This is a genomic window from Microbulbifer maximicatervae (SeqCode), assembly GCF_052467325.1.
Genome location: NZ_CP174310.1, coordinates 4,470,001 through 4,488,139 on the forward strand (window position 1 = coordinate 4,470,001; position 18,139 = coordinate 4,488,139).

General features: G+C 48.6%; 13 protein-coding genes and 2 rRNA genes (1 of these 15 cut by a window edge). 3 read left to right on the top strand and 12 right to left on the bottom strand.

The features are described from left to right. Together ACJJIE_RS20000 and rrf are read left to right on the top strand one after the other, a co-directional pair. Positions 1-1,787 (top strand): 23S ribosomal RNA (locus ACJJIE_RS20000); it begins 1,095 nt to the left of the window's first position. Positions 1,788-1,994: 207 nt separating this feature from the next. After that, a 5S ribosomal RNA gene (gene rrf, locus ACJJIE_RS20005) occupies positions 1,995-2,110 on the top strand. A gap of 793 nt (positions 2,111-2,903) precedes the next feature. On the opposite strand, the gene ACJJIE_RS20010 is transcribed toward rrf, so the two are convergent. The 5 genes from ACJJIE_RS20010 to ACJJIE_RS20030 form a co-directional block, all read right to left on the bottom strand. Continuing rightward, positions 2,904-4,313 (bottom strand): M20/M25/M40 family metallo-hydrolase, encoded by a 1,410-nt coding sequence (locus tag ACJJIE_RS20010; RefSeq protein ID WP_444892751.1) that lies wholly within the window; start codon positions 4,311-4,313, stop codon positions 2,904-2,906. Between the two features lie 30 nt (positions 4,314-4,343). Next, positions 4,344-4,694, bottom strand: coding sequence for a hypothetical protein (locus ACJJIE_RS20015; RefSeq protein ID WP_282934336.1), 351 nt, complete (start codon positions 4,692-4,694; stop codon positions 4,344-4,346). A gap of 4 nt (positions 4,695-4,698) precedes the next feature. Further along, a complete protein-coding gene (locus tag ACJJIE_RS20020; protein ID WP_444892752.1) occupies positions 4,699-5,466 on the bottom strand; it encodes a TSUP family transporter in 768 nt (255 codons plus the stop codon). An 11-nt stretch (positions 5,467-5,477) separates the two neighbouring features. After that, positions 5,478-6,095: a lysophospholipid acyltransferase family protein gene (locus tag ACJJIE_RS20025; RefSeq protein WP_282934334.1), complete on the bottom strand. Its 618-nt coding sequence runs from the start codon at positions 6,093-6,095 to the stop codon at positions 5,478-5,480. Between the two features lie 62 nt (positions 6,096-6,157). Continuing rightward, positions 6,158-7,741: a peptide chain release factor 3 gene (locus ACJJIE_RS20030; RefSeq protein ID WP_444892753.1), complete on the bottom strand. Its 1,584-nt coding sequence runs from the start codon at positions 7,739-7,741 to the stop codon at positions 6,158-6,160. A 276-nt stretch (positions 7,742-8,017) separates the two neighbouring features. On the opposite strand from ACJJIE_RS20030, the gene ACJJIE_RS20035 reads away from it, so the two are divergent. Continuing rightward, complete coding sequence (locus ACJJIE_RS20035; RefSeq protein WP_444892754.1) at positions 8,018-9,784, top strand: aminopeptidase P family protein; 1,767 nt, start codon at positions 8,018-8,020, stop codon at positions 9,782-9,784. Between the two features lie 42 nt (positions 9,785-9,826). Here the strand turns inward: ACJJIE_RS20035 and ACJJIE_RS20040 are convergent, their stop codons facing one another. The 7 genes from ACJJIE_RS20040 to ACJJIE_RS20070 form a co-directional block, all read right to left on the bottom strand. Further along, the gene (locus tag ACJJIE_RS20040) at positions 9,827-10,501 is read right to left on the bottom strand and encodes a response regulator (RefSeq protein ID WP_444892755.1); all 675 of its coding nucleotides are present in this window, start codon (positions 10,499-10,501) and stop codon (positions 9,827-9,829) included. A gap of 6 nt (positions 10,502-10,507) precedes the next feature. Beyond that, a complete protein-coding gene (locus ACJJIE_RS20045) occupies positions 10,508-11,965 on the bottom strand; it encodes an ATP-binding protein (RefSeq protein ID WP_282934330.1) in 1,458 nt (485 codons plus the stop codon). 271 nt (positions 11,966-12,236) lie between these two features. Then, the gene (locus ACJJIE_RS20050) at positions 12,237-12,761 is read right to left on the bottom strand and encodes a hypothetical protein (protein ID WP_444892756.1); all 525 of its coding nucleotides are present in this window, start codon (positions 12,759-12,761) and stop codon (positions 12,237-12,239) included. A gap of 232 nt (positions 12,762-12,993) precedes the next feature. Beyond that, positions 12,994-14,277: a YHYH protein gene (locus tag ACJJIE_RS20055; RefSeq protein WP_444892757.1), complete on the bottom strand. Its 1,284-nt coding sequence runs from the start codon at positions 14,275-14,277 to the stop codon at positions 12,994-12,996. Between the two features lie 285 nt (positions 14,278-14,562). Beyond that, the gene (locus tag ACJJIE_RS20060; protein ID WP_444892758.1) at positions 14,563-15,105 is read right to left on the bottom strand and encodes a hypothetical protein; all 543 of its coding nucleotides are present in this window, start codon (positions 15,103-15,105) and stop codon (positions 14,563-14,565) included. A gap of 30 nt (positions 15,106-15,135) precedes the next feature. After that, positions 15,136-16,674: a YHYH protein gene (locus tag ACJJIE_RS20065; RefSeq protein WP_444892759.1), complete on the bottom strand. Its 1,539-nt coding sequence runs from the start codon at positions 16,672-16,674 to the stop codon at positions 15,136-15,138. A 30-nt stretch (positions 16,675-16,704) separates the two neighbouring features. Further along, positions 16,705-18,060 (bottom strand): YHYH protein, encoded by a 1,356-nt coding sequence (locus ACJJIE_RS20070; RefSeq protein ID WP_282934325.1) that lies wholly within the window; start codon positions 18,058-18,060, stop codon positions 16,705-16,707. Positions 18,061-18,139: the final 79 nt, after the last annotated feature.

Sequence of the window (18,139 nt, forward strand, 5' to 3'; positions counted from 1 at the left end):
CGGCCTGCGCGGAAGATATACCGGGGCTCAAACTGATAACCGAAGCTGCGGATGCTCTTAGGAGCATGGTAGAGGAGCGTTGTGTAAGCCGTTGAAGGTGGATCGGGAGGTCTGCTGGAGGTATCACAAGTGCGAATGCTGACATGAGTAACGATAAGGGAGGTGAAAAACCTCCCCGCCGGAAGACCAAGGGTTCCTGTCCAACGCTAATCGGGACAGGGTTAGTCGACCCCTAAGGCGAGGGCGAAAGCCGTAGTCGATGGGAAACAGGTTAATATTCCTGTACTCGCTATTACTGCGACGGAGTGACGGAGAAGGCTAGGCCGGCATGGCGATTGGTTGTCCATGTTTAAGGTTGTAGGCTGGGGACTTAGGCAAATCCGGGTCCCTAAGGCTGAGAACTGATGACGAAGCCCACTTAGTGGGTGAAGTGGTTGATGCCCTGCTTCCAGGAAAAACTTCTAAGCTTCAGGTAATAGTGAATCGTACTCTAAACCGACACAGGTGGTCAGGTAGAGAATACCAAGGCGCTTGAGAGAACTCTGGTGAAGGAACTAGGCAAAATGGTACCGTAACTTCGGGAGAAGGTACGCCGGTTTTGGTGATGGGACTTGCTCCCTAAGCTGAGGCCGGTCGAAGTGACCAGGTGGCTGCGACTGTTTATTAAAAACATAGCACTGTGCAAACTCGTAAGAGGACGTATACGGTGTGACGCCTGCCCGGTGCCGGAAGGTTAATTGATGGGGTTAGCTTCGGCGAAGCTCTTGATCGAAGCCCCGGTAAACGGCGGCCGTAACTATAACGGTCCTAAGGTAGCGAAATTCCTTGTCGGGTAAGTTCCGACCTGCACGAATGGCGTAACGATGGCCACGCTGTCTCCACCAGAGACTCAGTGAAATTGAAATCGCTGTTAAGATGCAGTGTACCCGCGGCTAGACGGAAAGACCCCGTGAACCTTTACTACAGCTTTGCACTGAACTTTGAGCCTATTTGTGTAGGATAGGTGGGAGGCTTTGAAGCAATGACGCTAGTTGTTGTGGAGCCGTCCTTGAAATACCACCCTGGTATGTTTGAGGTTCTAACTCTGGTCCGTTATCCGGATCGAGGACAGTGTATGGTGGGTAGTTTGACTGGGGCGGTCTCCTCCCAAAGAGTAACGGAGGAGTACGAAGGTGCACTCAGCATGGTCGGAAATCATGCAATGAGCATAATGGTATAAGTGCGCTTGACTGCGAGACAGACATGTCGAGCAGGTACGAAAGTAGGTCATAGTGATCCGGTGGTTCTGTATGGAAGGGCCATCGCTCAACGGATAAAAGGTACTCCGGGGATAACAGGCTGATACCGCCCAAGAGTTCACATCGACGGCGGTGTTTGGCACCTCGATGTCGGCTCATCACATCCTGGGGCTGAAGCCGGTCCCAAGGGTATGGCTGTTCGCCATTTAAAGTGGTACGCGAGCTGGGTTTAGAACGTCGTGAGACAGTTCGGTCCCTATCTGCCGTGGGCGTTGGAGATTTGAGAAGAGTTGCTCCTAGTACGAGAGGACCGGAGTGAACGAACCTCTGGTGTTCCGGTTGTCACGCCAGTGGCATTGCCGGGTAGCTATGTTCGGACGGGATAACCGCTGAAAGCATCTAAGCGGGAAGCCTCCTTCAAGATAAGATCTCCCTGAGGCCTTGAGCCTCCTGAAGGGCCGTGGAAGACTACCACGTTGATAGGCTGGGTGTGGAAGCGTTGTGAGGCGTTGAGCTAACCAGTACTAATTGCCCGTGCGGCTTGACCATACAACAGAGATGGTTACTAACGACTAGCTAAGCTAGCGGATTGTGGAATGAAAGACACACAATGATCGCTTGCGGTGTATTACTACAGATTATTTTACCGACTTATTTGGGGTTATCGCCGGTCAATAATATGACCGAGGCAAACAGCGATAACGCGGCAGGCCAAGCACTTTGCTTATAAGACCAACGCCAACCCAAGCCAGTTTGCCTGACGACAATAGAGTTGTGGAACCACCTGATCCCTTGCCGAACTCAGAAGTGAAACGCAACATCGCCGATGGTAGTGTGGGGCTTCCCCATGTGAGAGTAGGTCATCGTCAGGCTTCTAATCCGAAAAGGGCCACCCAACAGGGTGGCCCTTTTTTTATGGCTGAAAAAATATTTTAAAAAAACAAAAATAAAAAAACTAAGAAAGGGAAGAGAGAGCAGAAAGTACTTGGCAAAAATTAAATAGAAAAAATAAAAGTAATTCTGAAAAACTTTAATGCTCAACTTTCTATTTAAAAAATCAGTCAGTAATTAAAAAAAAGAAAAACCTAAAACTACCTGAGCACCTTAAACAGACGCTCTCCTAAAAAGCCTATAAAAATAGGTCTTTACCGACCTCCGTAGCAAACGCCTTTGCGTTCACTCAAAAAATAATCCAACAAAAATAACTCGCGTAAAAACCAGAAAAGTACCCATGCCACTCCCGCCAAAAATTAAATTTAGCCGGTAAAAATATCGGTGATTTTTTAGTCTCTGCAGTAATACCCTGTAACCACGGGGCCTGTAGCCCGTTTATTAAAGTTATGCACAACTCTATCCAGACTTTCTGTTAGTAACACCTGGCTGTGGAAATCCGCGCAAAAAGTGCTGCTTTTTTACCCGCCTTGAGTGCAGCCAAGCAACCACGGGGCTGGCCGGGGATATCCCGGAGTTATACACAGCTCTATCCATGGTTTCTGTTGGTAACAAAGACGCCATAAAACGGACATCAGTTATTAACAGTGTTATGAGCGATAAATCTGTGGATTACTGCGGCTGATTGGTACGCCAGTATGTGAGAGAAGAAAAGTTTGGGGATAAAAAAGCCCCACAAAGTGGGGCTTTAAAAATGTCGTCTGTATCTCTTATTTATTCAGAGGCAGTAGGTACTCGTCCCAGGTCTCCTTCCATCTCGGTGGTCAGGAAAGACATTACAACCCAGGCCGCTACATTCTGGCGAAGATTCTCAGGGTCGACTTTATCCAGGGTATCGTTGGGTGTGTGGTGATAATCGAAGTAGTCGGTACCGTCCTGGTATAGACCAAAGGCTGGCACACCGCGCGCAACAAACACACTGCTGTCTGGGCCACCGTAAGATTCATTATTTCCGCGCTCAATACCCAGGGGGGCGAGGAGTTGCATCATTTGATCTGCAATATCAAATTTGCTCTCAGGGAGACGGGTATCGAAACGCCAGACTTTCCCTGCTCCAAAGTCTGATTCGGAGACGGCAATAATATTGTCCAGTTCTTTTACGTGTGCCTCAACATACTGCTTAGCACCTACCAATCCGATTTCCTCTGCACCAAACAGCACGACTCGCAAGGTACGACGGGGGCGCTGTGGCAGCTCAGCAATTAGACGTGCAGTTTCCATAACAATGGCAACCCCAGCTCCGTCGTCCAAGGCTCCGGTGCCTTCATCCCAGGAATCCAGGTGCGCACCGATAATCATGACTTCTTCAGGTTGCTCACGGCCAGTAATCTCACCGATGACATTAAAAGAAGGGCCGTCACTCAGTCGCTCAGTTTCAACATCAAGTTTTACCTGGACTGGCTTGCCGCGTTGGAGCATAGCCTCGAGCAGGTTTGCATCAGGAGCGGAAAGTGCGAGTGCAGGGACTGGGTTTTCCACATCATCAACCGACATCATACCGGTGTGAGCAAATCGGTCTGAGTCGGTTCCTACGGAGCGCAACAGCATGGCAGCAGCCCCTTTTTCAGCGGCAGCGCGCATTCCCAACTTGCGGCCTTGCGCCGCAGGGCCGTAGCCTTCTCCCGTGCGCGCTCTCTCCATACGCTTATTGATAAAAGCGATTTTACCTTTCACTTGGCTGGCCGGGGCCTTCAACAGGGCCTGCACATCGGGAAACTCGATAATTTCAGCTGTTAACCCTCCTTCAGGAGTGGCGGCGCCATAGCCGAGGGAGGAGACTACTAGTGGCTGGGGGAAAGGGGATATGACTTCGGCGTGAGCATGGCCACGTATCCAGCGGGGTACCTCAATTTGCTCGGTATAGACGCGATCAAAGCCAAATGCCTTCATTTTGTCTTGTGCCCAGGCAACGGCTCTTTTATCGCCCTCAGTGCCTGTCCGTCGTGGTCCAACCTCGACGGTCAAAGACTCTACAATACTGTAGGCGTCGGAGCTTTCCAGTGCCCGGTCACGTAATACTTCCGCCACAGATACATCTTCCTGTGACAGAGGGGCTGCCTGGGCTATTCCCAGTGCCATGGTAGTGATCAGTCCCCCGGTAAGGGAAAGCAGTGGTTTCAACATCGGTCTATCCTTTGTTAATACTCTTCAGTCTTAAGCTTTTGGCTCGTTATTTGATGAAGCCGCGATCAGTTGCTCGCGAATTTCACGTAACTTACGCAGGCCTTTTTCTGTAAATAAGTAGGGCGGTTCGCCAGTATATTCGCTGTCTTCAATATTGAGGCAACGTTGTCGCATCTCTTCAAGCTTTGGGTCGTGTCGCATTGGGCAGGCGAGGAGTGCTCGCCATTCAGTATCGCTGGCTTGCCCGGTGATTACATCTTCAAGGCCCTTAACAAAACTGCCTCGGTCCATTCGAAATCTGGGTCTGCGCAGGTGCATAAGAACCCAAACCACAATAACAAAGGCAATGAAAGAAAGAATAAGCGTTGCCAGCCAGGTCACGATATCAATCCTCCACTAATAGTTTTATTGCCACAGCAATGGTGGCAATAATGATTACCGGTTTGATAATACTGGCACCTCTTGCAATCACGAGGTTGGAGCCGAGACGAGCTCCTACAACCTGGGCAAAAGACATAGCGATAGCGAGCAATAGAAAAATATGGCCTCCAGCGATAAAAATTAGCATAGAGGTCACATTGGTAGCGAGCACAATAGGTTTTGTTGATGCCGTAGCCGCACGCATATTGTAGCCGAGTAGCGCTGCGAAGGCGGCTGCACAGATAGACCCCATCCCAGGGCCAAAGAAGCCCCCGTAAAAGCCGAGCCCACCGCCAACAACTAGATTAAAAGTAACGTTACTGATTCTGGGTTTTGAATCAATGTCGGAAATGCGGGGGGACAGAATAAAGTAGAGGGCAATAGCAATGAGCAGGATGGGAAGTAAGGTATTGAGGCCAGCCTCCCCAAGTGAAGCGACTGTTAAGGTGCCTAGGCAGGAACCGATAATTGCAGCAAGTAGTCCTGGCCAGAGGGGGCGTAAATTCAACTGGCCTTTTTGCAGGAAGTTAATGGTGGATGATAGGGTGCCAAAGACGCTTTGAAACTTATTGGTACCGAGAGCATCGAGTGGGGGAATGCCGGCCCAGAGTAAAGCGGGGAGGGTGATTATTCCCCCTCCCCCGGCGATCGCACTGACAAAGCCTGCGGTAAAGGCGATTACTGTCAGTATCAGGTAGGTATAAGTAGAAAGCTCACTACTTAACTGTATCACGAGTGGACTGGTTACCCCTTTTCAAGAGTACTTTCATCATCGTGGTAGTACCCCTGATACTTGCTAAAGCGCTTTTGGATCTCTGCCATGTCCTGTTCCAGATTGCCGCTGGGCTGGTACAGGGAGTCAATGCAAATACGCTTATTGGGGAAGTCCCAGGCAACAAGCAAAATAGGCACTTGGGCAGTATAGGAAATCCTTAAAAAACCGCTCTTCCAGCGCCCTACTTTTTTGCGAGTTCCCTCGGGAGTAATCCCCACCCACATTTTTTCATTTTCCCGGTAACTCGATGCAACTTGTAGAGCGATATTACCTGCGGCGCGCCTATCGGTAGGAACACCTCCAAGCCACATAAATAGCCGTTTAAATGGGAAGAAAAAAGCTTCCTTCTTCATGAGCCAGGAAATTTTAATACCCAAGGCCATAATAAATGGCATGGCAACCACAAAATCCCAATTGGATGTGTGGGGAGCCAAAGCCACCATGACTTTCCTTTCTGGAGGGATTTCCCCATCCATTCGCCAGCCGAGCATCTTGATTATCAACTTGCCAATAGCTTTGGTGATGCGATTGCCCAGCTGAGGTACTTCATTGGGTACTTCAGTAGGTATTTCTACAAACTGACTCATTATTTGCCTCTTTTTACTGCTGTCACACTAAGGTTTTAGCAAAGGTATTTAGCCTTGCTGCTTTAGTGTTCCCGCGTGGCATAAAAGCGAACTTCCGGATAGCGCTCTTCAGCCAATTGTAAATTAACACGCGTCGGTGCCAGGTAGGTCAGGTGTCCGCTGCCATCGAGTGCTAGGTTGGTACTGGCTTTGCGCTTGAAATTCTCTAGTTCTTTGGCACTTTCACTATCTACCCAGCGCGCAGTATTCACGTTGACGTTTTCGTAGATGGCTTCAACTTTGTATTCGTCTTTCAACCGGTAGGCGACTACTTCGAACTGTAGTACACCAACTGCGCCCACGATAATGTCGTTGTTATCCAGTGGGAAAAATACCTGGGTGGACCCCTCTTCAGAAAGCTGTTGAAGTCCTTTCTGTAATTGCTTTAATTTGAGAGGGTCTTTTAAGCGTATGCGACGGAACAGCTCCGGGGCGAAATTGGGAATGCCGGTAAATTTCAGTGCTTCGCCTTCGGTAAAGGTATCGCCGATCTGGATAGTACCGTGGTTGTGCAAACCAATAATATCGCCGGCAATGGCCTCTTCTACGTGGGTTCGGTCGCCAGCCATAAATGTCACCGCATCGGCAATTTTTACATCCTTGCCAATGCGCACATGCTTCATTTTCATACCGCGATTGTAGGTGCCGGAGCAGACACGCATAAAGGCAATTCTATCGCGGTGTTTGGGGTCCATATTTGCTTGGATTTTAAAAACAAAGCCGGAGAACTTATCTTCGCTGGGCTCTACTCTCCTCTCTTTGGTTTCCCGGGATTGAGGGGGGGGCGCCCACTCAACGAAACCATCGAGCATTTCCCTTACGCCAAAATTACCCAAGGCCGTACCGAAAAATACCGGGGTCAGTTCACCGGCAAGATAAGCTTCCAGGTCAAACTCATGAGTGGCTCCACGAACCAATTCAATCTCTTCCCGAATATCCTCGGCGTACTCGCCAAGTAGTGCGTCAGCCTCAGCGGAGTCCAGACCCTTAATTTGAATATCATCGGGAATTCTGTGGCCCTGACCTTGGGAGAATACATGGATGGTATCGGTGTATAGGTTATAGACCCCCTTGAAACCTTTTCCTGAACTCAGAGGCCAATTGATAGGGGCAGCCTGGATATTGAGAACTTCTTCAATCTCATCCATTACCTCGATCGGGTCGCGAATATCCCGGTCGAGTTTGTTGATAAATGAGAGAATCGGTGTTGTTCGCAAGCGGCACACATTCATCAACTTGATGGTGCGGTCTTCCACACCTTTGGCCCCGTCAATCACCATCAGTGCGGAGTCGACGGCTGTGAGTACCCGGTAGGTATCTTCAGAGAAGTCTTCGTGCCCCGGTGTATCCAGTAGGTTTACAGTCCTCTCTTTGTAGGGGAACTGCATAACGGAAGAGGTAACAGAAATACCGCGCTCCTGTTCCATCGTCATCCAATCAGAGCGTGCGTGGGGGCCTTTTTTCCCCTTAACGGAGCCCGCTTGCTGGATTGCATTCCCGAACAAAAGAAGCTTTTCGGTCACGGTTGTTTTACCGGCGTCCGGGTGGGAAATAATGGCGAAGGTGCGGCGGCCGGCAAAGCCTGCCAGGGAAGAACTTTGACCCATACTTTAGATTCGATCACTGGATATTCGAAAAAAATAGGGGCGTATTATACACGCAGGCGTTGCTCCGAGGGTGGGGTATACTGCGAAATTAGACTTGTCAGTTTACCAGCTCGGCGAATGGGGTCATGTCAATGGGCTGAGTTGCCAGCGGGACTGGCACACCTGGACAATTTGCTCAAATCCATTTGGATTAACACTGTACTCTGTTGTGGCCAACAGTCATCGAGGGGCTTTTAGCGGTGCAGTGGCAAACTCAGTTATTGAAGGGGAGAGGTTATGAGCCGGGAGCGTTTACAGGCATTGCGGGAAGAGTTGCAGCGGCAGGGTGTCGATGCTTTCTTGGTACCCCGGGCTGATGAGTACCAAAATGAAAGTGTTCCTGCGGCAGATGAGCGACTGCCCTGGCTGACAGGTTTCACTGGTTCCGCAGGAATGGCTGCGGTAGGCAGTCGAGAAGCGGCATTGTTTGTTGATGGTCGCTATACCTTGCAGGCGCAGCAACAACTTGGTGATCAACCCATTGAGTTAATGAGCCTCAGTCAAGTCGCGATCATTGAGTGGCTGTGTAGTCAGCTGGATGCCGGTCAGTCTCTGGGGTATGACCCGCGACTGCACACGGAGCCGGGATTGGCCTTGATCAAGAAGCGACTGGCTGAAAGGGATATCCAACTGCAGCCGATGGAGCAGAGCCCCGTTGATGCCATCTGGAATGACCGCCCTGCATCTCCCTGTGGGCCTGCGCGCCCACACCCCTTCATCTTTACTGGTGAGCATTCCAAAGAGAAACGGCAGAGGATTGCCCGACGTCTCGTAGAAAAACGAGCCGATGCTTTATGGCTACCAAACCCTGAAAGCTGTGCTTGGCTTTTTAATATCCGTGGAGAGGATATTCCACACTTACCAGTGGCCTTGGCTAATGCAGTACTTTACCGGGATGGCAGTGCCACTCTTTACTTGGGGGAGGGCGCTGTAGGGGATGCGTTGATTGAGCACTTGGATAAAGATGTAAGTCTAGTCGTGGCCAAAGGGGAATTATTTGAAAATATTAAGCGCCGCCACGTCAATAAAATATGGATAGATCCCCTGATTAGCAACAGTTGGACTTTACAGCAATTGCGGGCACTGGATATTGAACTAATGCTGGAAGGTGACCCGGTCACTGAAGCCAAGGCCTGTAAGAATGCGATTGAACTGGCAGGCAGCCAGGCTGCACACGAAAGGGATGGTGCTGCGGTGTGTGAATTCCTGGCGGAAATACCTGAACAGGTTGCCACAGGCCATTTTGACGAATTGTCCGCAGTGAAGCTTTTACGAAGTAAAAGGGAGGCTCGCGAAGGCTTTCAGGGCAACAGTTTTGAGACAATTTCCGGCTATGGTCCGAATGGGGCCATTGTTCACTATCGGGTGAGCCCTGAATCCAGTTTGGCTATGAAGCCAGAAGGGGTATATCTGTGCGATTCTGGAGGCCAATATCCAGATGGCACCACTGATATTACCCGAACAGTCGCTCTGGGTGAGTTCCCGCCTTCGGCAAAAGAAAATTTTACCCGGGTTTTAAAGGGACATATTGCAATTGCGACTTTGCGATTCCCCAGGGGGACTTGTGGAGAGCAAATTGATGCGCTTGCACGCCGTTCGCTGTGGGAAGTAGGGCTGGATTATGCCCATGGTACTGGTCACGGTGTTGGTAGCTTCTTAAGTGTTCACGAGGGTCCACAGCGGATAGGTAAAGCTGTAACAGGTGTTGCTCTTCAGCCGGGGATGATCGTTTCCAATGAACCGGGGTTTTATCTCACTGGGCAGTACGGTATCCGTATTGAAAATTTGGTGTTTGTGAAAAAGAGCGAAAATTATCCAGATTTTCTAGAATTTGAAGAACTTACGTTAGCTCCGATCGACCGTAATTTGATTGACGTGGCACTACTTACTGAGACCGAGCGGGAATGGCTGAATCGCTACCACCAGAGGGTGCGGGATGTGATTACCCCATTGGTTACTGAAAAAACTGCCGAATGGCTAAAATTGGCAACTGAAGCTTTGTAAGGTTAAACCCTGGGGGCTGCTTGCCCCCAGGTAGTCTTAATTTTAATTTATCTCAAACTTATATCCAGCACCGTAGACAGAGTGTATTAATTCTTTATCGGGCATAAGCACCGATATTTTCTTGCGTACTTTTTTGATATGGCTATCAATAGTTCGATCGCTGATTACACGGTAATCGGAATAGATGCGATCCATTATTTGTTCACGGGAAAAAATTCGACCGGGCTCACTGTAAAGCAGGTCAAACAGATGGAATTCCAGCGCAGTAAGGTTGGCGTCTTTGCCGCTAATTCGCAGTTGTCCGGTATTTCTATCTAAGTCAATGCCATTTGTTTGGGTTTGCTCCATTAACGGTCGACGGCGCAATACTGCTTTTACTCGGGCCACAAGCTCTCTGGGGCTGTAGGGTTTGCATACATAGTCGTCGGCTCCAGACTCAAGGCCACGCAAACGATCGGGTTCTTCAATTTGCGCTGTCATAATAATAATGGGGACATCATTGCCTTTTTGGCGAATTTCTTCGCATATTTCCATCCCATGCCTCCCGGGTAGCATCAGGTCGAGAAGGATTAAATCTGGCTTCATGGATTCCACTTTGGGAATAACCTGATTACCATCGGAAATGATCTCGGCTTGATAGTTGGCAGCATGAAGATACTCCAGTAGTAAGTGCGCAAGCTCGGTTTCATCTTCAACTATTAATATTTTGGCGCTCATAACTTCCTACCATTTAATCCTTTGGCTGAGGGGTAAAAAAATACTAATTTCAAGGCCGCCCAGCGTGGACGGAGTTGCAGAAATGCTACCCTCATGGGCTGTAACAATATTCTGGCAAATTGATAATCCCAAACCCGCACCGCCAGTCTCACGGCTTCGGGAACTGTCAGCCCTATACAGACGCTCGAACAGGTGTGGTATATCAGCACTAGCAACACCGGGAGCAGAATCGGCCAAAGTAATAATGGCTGTTCGGGCTTCACAGCGGGCCGCTATTTTAAGTTGTCCTCCACTATCGGTATAGCGCAGGCTATTGGTTAACAGATTGCTAAATAACTGGTTGAGGCGTGCTTCGTCTGCATAAACAAGCTTGTCTTCCGATAGTTGGAGGTTACTACTTAAACAAATATCTTTCTGTTCGAATGGAATTTCAAAGTCTTCGATAATGCTTCGTAGGGTTTTTTCCAGGGAAATGTCGGATTTGCAGTAACTCAAAGCGCCTGCGTCAGAGAGCGATAACTCATAGAGGTCATCTATTAAGCGACTCAATTGTTGAATTTTGCTATGTAGTATACGCATGTTCTCTGGTGAGGCTGATCTGATACCATCCTGAATGGCCTCAATCTGCCCTTTTAATACTGCAAGAGGTGTGCGCAGTTCATGTGAAATATCTGCCATCCAACGGTTTCGGGCATGTTCATTGGCCTCCAAAGTTGCAGCGAGGCGATTAAAGTCAGCGCTTAACTGGCCCAGTTCATCCCTCTGTTCTATGTCAATGCGGATCTTGAAGTTGCCCGATGTCAGTTGAGATGTGGCTTCGGTTAACTTGCGAATAGGCCTGACCAACTGCCAGGCAAGGGGTAGGGCTATTGCCAGTGCCAGAATGAAAGTGGCAATAGAAATAATAGCGAAGGTTTGTGATTGCTCTTTCACAAATCCCACTGCTAAGTCGTCATCGAGTACAGGTAGTGGGTTGATAGCTAGGTAACCAACAGTTTCCCCATTTACGACCAATGGCTGCATCGCCATATTCTCAGACCCTGAAAAACGGCCTATCAGGGGCCTTTTCTCTTTGTTTAATAGGGTTAGACGACCGCTTAGTGATTTGCCCCCGGAGTGTTCAGGTGGGGGTTCCGGTGGCCGGTGAGGGCCTCTCCTACTCGGAGGTGGGCGGCGTGGGTGAGGCGGGGGTGACATATCCCCAAAGTAACTGGGCATAACTTGCATATGAAGCTGTTGCCAGCGCAAGCCATTGCCATCCATGGATTGCCAGCTCCCCTCGCTGGCGTAGATACTCTGTAACTCATCCACCAGATCGCCCACTTCGCGCAATTCCTGGGACTGGATATAGTTCATGAAGCCATGATTAAAGCTCCATTGAAAGAATACGAACATTCCGCCAACAGTAATTGCAGTAGTTAATAAGAAAGCGAGACTGAGTTTATAGCGAATATTTAGCGACATAGCCGATAGCTTGGGACTCCAATAGCCTGAGTTCATAGAGGGCTTGAGTGTAGTTTACTGTGCCGGCATTCGGAAAATACTAGCCAGGAGAGTAAGCCTACACTTACAGCAAATGCCAGAGCAATCTTTTAACACCCAATGAACCTGGCCCCCGATAAGGGTAGGTGGGGTGAGCTGAGATTGGCTTGGTAATCCAAAGCTGTTGTTGGGGCCTCCATGCCCTGAAATAGGTAAGAATAAGAATAGCTCTTACATGTGTACCGGTTGGTTGTCACCGGCTGGGCAGGTCAATACCGGAGCCTTGCCCTATGGGTGATGTGGAAAAGCGGTGTAATATAAGCTCACGCTTGTCGAGCTGGATAAACAGGGTTGCAAGAATCCTCTTTCCTCCGCGGCTCCATGTGCTGTGGTCATGGGCATTAAGGGTAACGGTGATTTGATTGAACCCTGGTTTAAACAGTTTGTCAGGTAGATGTAAATCTGGACCATACACTCGTTGTATTTTCTTGCCATTGATATAAAGGTGGGCATGGCCTTCTAGAAATTGCTCTGAGGTGTCATTGGCATAGCGAGGGGACTCCAGCTCGAACCGATCAAAGTTTATATGAAGGTTATAACCAGACATTTTATCGCGGCGAATATCCAGTTCGATACGAGGTGCGGCATTGTGTAGGGGGATCTCAACTACAGGGTGCTGATCGCCTTTATGGCCAGCATGTGGATCTTGCTGTGCTGTGGCGGAGTTAGCTAGTCCCCAAATAATGGATCCCACTATTAAGGTTTGTAGAGTTTTCATAATAGTCTCAATCCCAGGTTTGGGGGCAGCACTTAATATTTAGTCGTGAGTTGTCGTTGTGAATACCCCAAGGTGCTCGTGTTATCTGTTTACCGGGCCGTTATCTCCAAACATCTCCCCCGCCAGGTATTGATCTTCGGGAAGAGAGGGTAGCCGCAGAGTTTTTTGCGGCTCCATGGAGATATCTGCTGCCCAAATCAAGCAACTCAGTTTTAAATGTCAGCACATCAAGTTACTGTGTTGAGCACTCACTGATAATGGTTTGGTCATCTAACTTGCCATAAAAGCGGGGCCCAAAAGTGTAGGGGAAAGCGGGAACCAGCTCGCCGTCATCATCGACAGTTACTGTCAGGTGGTAGTGGTATCCTCGCTCGTCATCTGTATGGCCGTTATGCTGGTCTAAATAAACTCCACCTTCATTGGTCAGATCTTCATCCCAATAATAGTCCTCATAGAAAAAGCCAGCGGTTGTTGTGAATTCATTACCGGAAAGAGATGTATAAGAGTCACTTGTCGTAGGGCCGGTATTGGATGTTGTTTCAACCCCCTGAGAAAGGTCATATTCATCCACCAACAGGCAACTTCTCTCACCTGCAACCCCACAACCACTCTCTGAAGTGGGGTCGTCATAGTCGCGCACTGCCCAGCTGCTTTCTGCGAGTTCCCCCTCGCCTTCCCAGGGGCCGTAGATTGCGTAACCATCAGCGGTATAGCCGTAAATTGGGGAGTGGTCATCGCCTATATCGCCGACGAGGTCGGCAAGGCAGTCGCTGTAAAAGTGGTGGTGATAATCTCCATTTGCAGCATGTCCACCACAAATATCAACATCGTAGATCTCCGCGACTGGTGCTAGGGTTTGCCAAGTACCATCCACAGATTGGCCATCTCCCCAGTCATAGATAGAGACGCCATTTACCCAATAGCCCTGCACTCCGAGTCCGGTTGCACAATCTTCTGTGGCGGGTTCGGGCTCGACAGGAAAATATCCAACATGAGAGACATTTTCTGGGCAAATAAGCCCTGGGGGCCAAAATCCATAGCCAGCATCAACGTCGCAGGTGCCTATGTTTGTGTAGCCAATATCTTGTCCAAAACTGACAATATCCCCGACACTTACTGTGGGGCTGCCTGTCTCGAAGTCAGAGGAGGCAAATGGACGTTCAAGTAGTCCGTCGAGAATGCTCTGGGTAATTTCAATTTCATAGTCGGGGACCCCTGTTGCTGAGACAACAGTATATTCCTTACCATCTACAGTTTCGGTCTCAACACTCTGGACATTTACCAAAACTTGTTCATTGCTATCATTTTCGTAAATGTAGGGAGCGCGCTCATCGTCGGTATTCATGATCCAGACACCGGTATCAGTGCTGGAATCTGAGTCATCAGAAGAGGTTTCAGAGGAGTCGTCATCATCAGAGGACGAACTGCTATCGCACCCCTGTAGTGCTCCGAGAGATATTATTAACGCTAGTGCATAAGAGAATGCCGGTTGGCCAGTCCGGTCTAGAATTTTCATTATTGTCATATTACACCATGGCTTGAGGAGAGGTTGCGCCTCGAACTTAGCGTACAAAAGTGAACGAAATGTGGATGGCCAGCCAGTTTGAATTTATACCCGCTATTAACTCCTGATTTTTTCTGATTTATGCCTTGGATTTAAAGTCGATGTTCCATCAATTAAATAAAATATAGGTATTTTATTGTGGGATACCTAATAGGTGTTTAATTGTTGAATATCGATTCATAATATATTTTTCTACTTTAGTGTGAACGTTTTCTTCAGAAGACCTCCGGCCTTCAATTAGCTTTTAGGTTGACTAAGTTTGGCAATTTGTTTGTTGCCCCCAAGAGGTGATGTTGAAAAACGATGAAGTACTAGTTCCTTCTTATCGAGTTGCACAAATAAGGTTGCCAGTATTCGCTTTCCACCACGGCTCCAGGTGCTGTGGTCGTGTGCGTTGAGAGTTACGGTGACTTGGTTAAAACCGGGCTTTAGTAATTTTCCGGGAATATGTAAATCTGAGCCATAAAGGCGTTGGATTTTTTCCCCATTGATGTAAAGGTGGGCGTGCCCCTCTAGAAACTGCTTAGAATCATCATTGGCAAAGCGAGGAGATTCCAGTTCAAACCGATCGTAGTCAATATGTAGGTTATAGCCGGACATATCGTCGCGGCTCATGTCCAGTTCGATTCTGGGGGCGGCAACATGCAGAGGTATCTCTATCACTGGATGCTGATCGCCATTGTGGCCCGCGTGAGGATTTGGCTGTGCCGCATACGCGGTCATAGAGGCTGAAACGATCCAGGCCAAAGACCCAGCGATAAAGAACCTGTGCATTTTCATTTAACTCTTACTCCCAAGTTTGAATATGAGTTAGCGACCAACGGTGGTTGAGCACCGATTGACGATAGTTTGGTCATCCAGTTTGCCGGCAAAGCGCGGGCCGAAGGTAAATGGGAAAGCTGGAACTAATTGGCCATTGTTGTCTTGCGTCACTGTCAGGTGGTAGTGATAACCTCTTTCGCTGTCAGTGTGCCCATTGAATTGATCCAAGTATTCGCGACCTTGCGCAGTAAGGCTTTCATCCCAGTAGTAATCCTCGTAGAAAAAACCTGCAGGAGTTTCAAATTCATTTCCGGATTGAGAAGTGTAGCTGCCGCTGGTAGTGGGGCCGGTGTTATTTGTATTGGAAACACCGCGATCAATATCATATTCATCTATTAGCAGACAGCTGCGTTGCCCGGCAACACCGCACCCGGTATCAGAGCGGGGATCATCGTAATCCCGGACTGCCCAGCTGCTTTTAGCTAGAACACCTGTGTCTTCCCAAGGGCCATAAATTGCGTATCCATCGGCAGTGTAGCCGTAAATTGGAGAGTGGCCATCTGCGGTATCTCCGGCAATTTCAGCTAGACAGTCACTGTAAAAGTGATGGTGGTAATCGCCGTTGGCCGCATGGCCACCACAGATATCCACGTCATAAACTTCTGCCATGGGGGCCAGGGTGTGCCATGTATTATTTACAGACTGCCCGTCACTCCACTGGTAAATAGAGGTCCCATTTACCCAGTAGCCCTGTACGCCAAGCCCAGTTTCACAGTTGTCTGTGGATGCTTCTGGTTCAGCAGGAATATAGCCTACATGGGAAACGTTTTCGGGACAGACGGGGCCGGGGGGCCAGAAACCGTAACCTGCCTCAGAGCCGCAGCTGGAATTACTGCGATAGCCGATGTCCTGGCCAAAGCTAACAACCTCACCTGCCTGCACCTGAGGGTAGCCACTGACAAAATCTGAAGAGGCTTTTGGGCGGTTAATGAGTGCGTCTAATATTTCCTGTGTTATTTCAATTTGATAGTCCGGGATACCGGTAGCTGATATACGGGTATATTCTTTTCCGGCAACGGTCACAGGCTCAACACTTTGCACGTTAACCAGTACCTGCTGATTACTGTTATTTTCGTAAATATAGGGCGCACGTTCGTCCGTTGAATTGACAATCCAAGTAATGTCTGAGTCGCCTGTTGTTGAATTTTCCTCGTCGTCTGAAATGGTGGAGTTATCTGAGGAGTCGGAATTGTCTTCGTTTACGTCCGTAGATGAGTCCCCATTATTACCAGATGTATCTTCTGTTTCATCGATAGACGTTTCTGATGAATCATCTACTGTAGTATCTGTTGAGTTTTCTTCCTCTGCTACATCGTCGTTTGAGTTGGTGGAGGAATCTGCATTGTTATTTCTAGTGTTTTCCGAATTATTATTTTGCCAGTTTCTTCCGTTGCTATTACGAACAGGTACTTCCCTAACCGAACGTTGATCGTTGTTATGCCCCGAGCTGGGATTAGGTTGAGCCACAACAGTGGCTGCAGATAGCCAGACTAATGAGCCGGCAAGAAAGTACCCGTTAATTTTCACGAGAAGGTTACCTCAATTTATCTTTATTGGTTACCGCCCTACGGTTGTTGAGCATCGGCTGACAACAGTTTGGTCGTCCAATTTTCCGTAAAAACGCGGTCCAAAAGTGAAGGGAAAGGCGGGGATTAATTGTCCATCGCTATCGACAGTGACCGTAAGGTGATAATGGTATCCTCGCTCATCATCCGAATGGCCATTGTACTGATCTAAATAGACTCCACCTTGGGCCGTAAGTTCTTCATCCCAATAATAATCTTCATAGAAAAAACCAGCAGTTGTTTCAAATTCATTTCCAGAGGCCGAGGTATATGAATCGCTGGTGGTTGGGCCAGTATTAGAAGTGGTTTCTACACCTTGGGAAATATCGTATTCATCGACTAATAAACAGCTGCGTTCGCCGGCAACACCACAGCCACTTTCGGATGAGGTATCGTCGTAATCGCGAATAGCCCAACTACTTTCCGCCAATTCACCTTCACTTTCCCAGGGGCCGTAAATTGCATAGCCATCGGCAGTGTAGCCATAAATTGGAGAGTGGTCGTCACCAATATCGCCGACCATTTCTGCGAGACATTCACTGTAAAAGTGGTGATGATAATCGCCGTTTGCCGCATGGCCACCGCAAATATCAACATCGTAGGCTTCAGCGAGGGGGGCGAGTGTATGCCATGTATTATCAACACTCATCCCGTCACTCCATTGATAAATAGAGGTTCCGTTTACCCAATAACCTTGTACGCCTAAACCGGTTTCGCAACTATCAGTTGCGGGTTCAGGGTCAACAGGAAAATAACCAACGTGGGAAACATTTTCAGGGCAAACGGGCCCAGGCGGCCAAAAGCCATAGCCAGCTTCAGCGCCACAAGAAGAATTACTTTGGTAACCAATATCCTGACCAAAACTGACAATATCTCCGACGCTTACGTAGGGGCTGCCTGTTAGAAAATCAGAAGATGCTTTTGGGCGTTCCAGTAGAGCATCGAGAACGGTTTGTGTAATTTCGATAGTGTAATTTGGAATGCCAGTTGCAGAAACAACAGTATATTCTTTACCGTCGACAGTTTCAGATTCAACGCTTTGAACATTTACCAATACTTGTTCATTGCTGTTAGTTTCATAGGTATAGGGTGCGCGCTCATCATCAGTATTTAAAATCCAAACCCCGCTGTCGGCGCTTGAGTCTGAGCTGCCACTATCATCTGACGAGCCGTCATCGCTACTGGAATCTGAATCACTGCTACTGTCTTCCGCTGTAGTGTCTGATGAGTCAGATGAAGAGCTGCTGCCTCCACCACATGCCTGCAGTGCACCGGAAAGCAGTACCAAAGATATTGCATAGGGCAAAATGGACTGTCGATCCCTTTGAAAAATTTCCGTTAATTTCATATCACACCGTGAATTAGGAGGGGGGTGAGTCTGAAATTAGCGTATAAAAGTGGAGAAAATGTGGACAAATATTGACCTG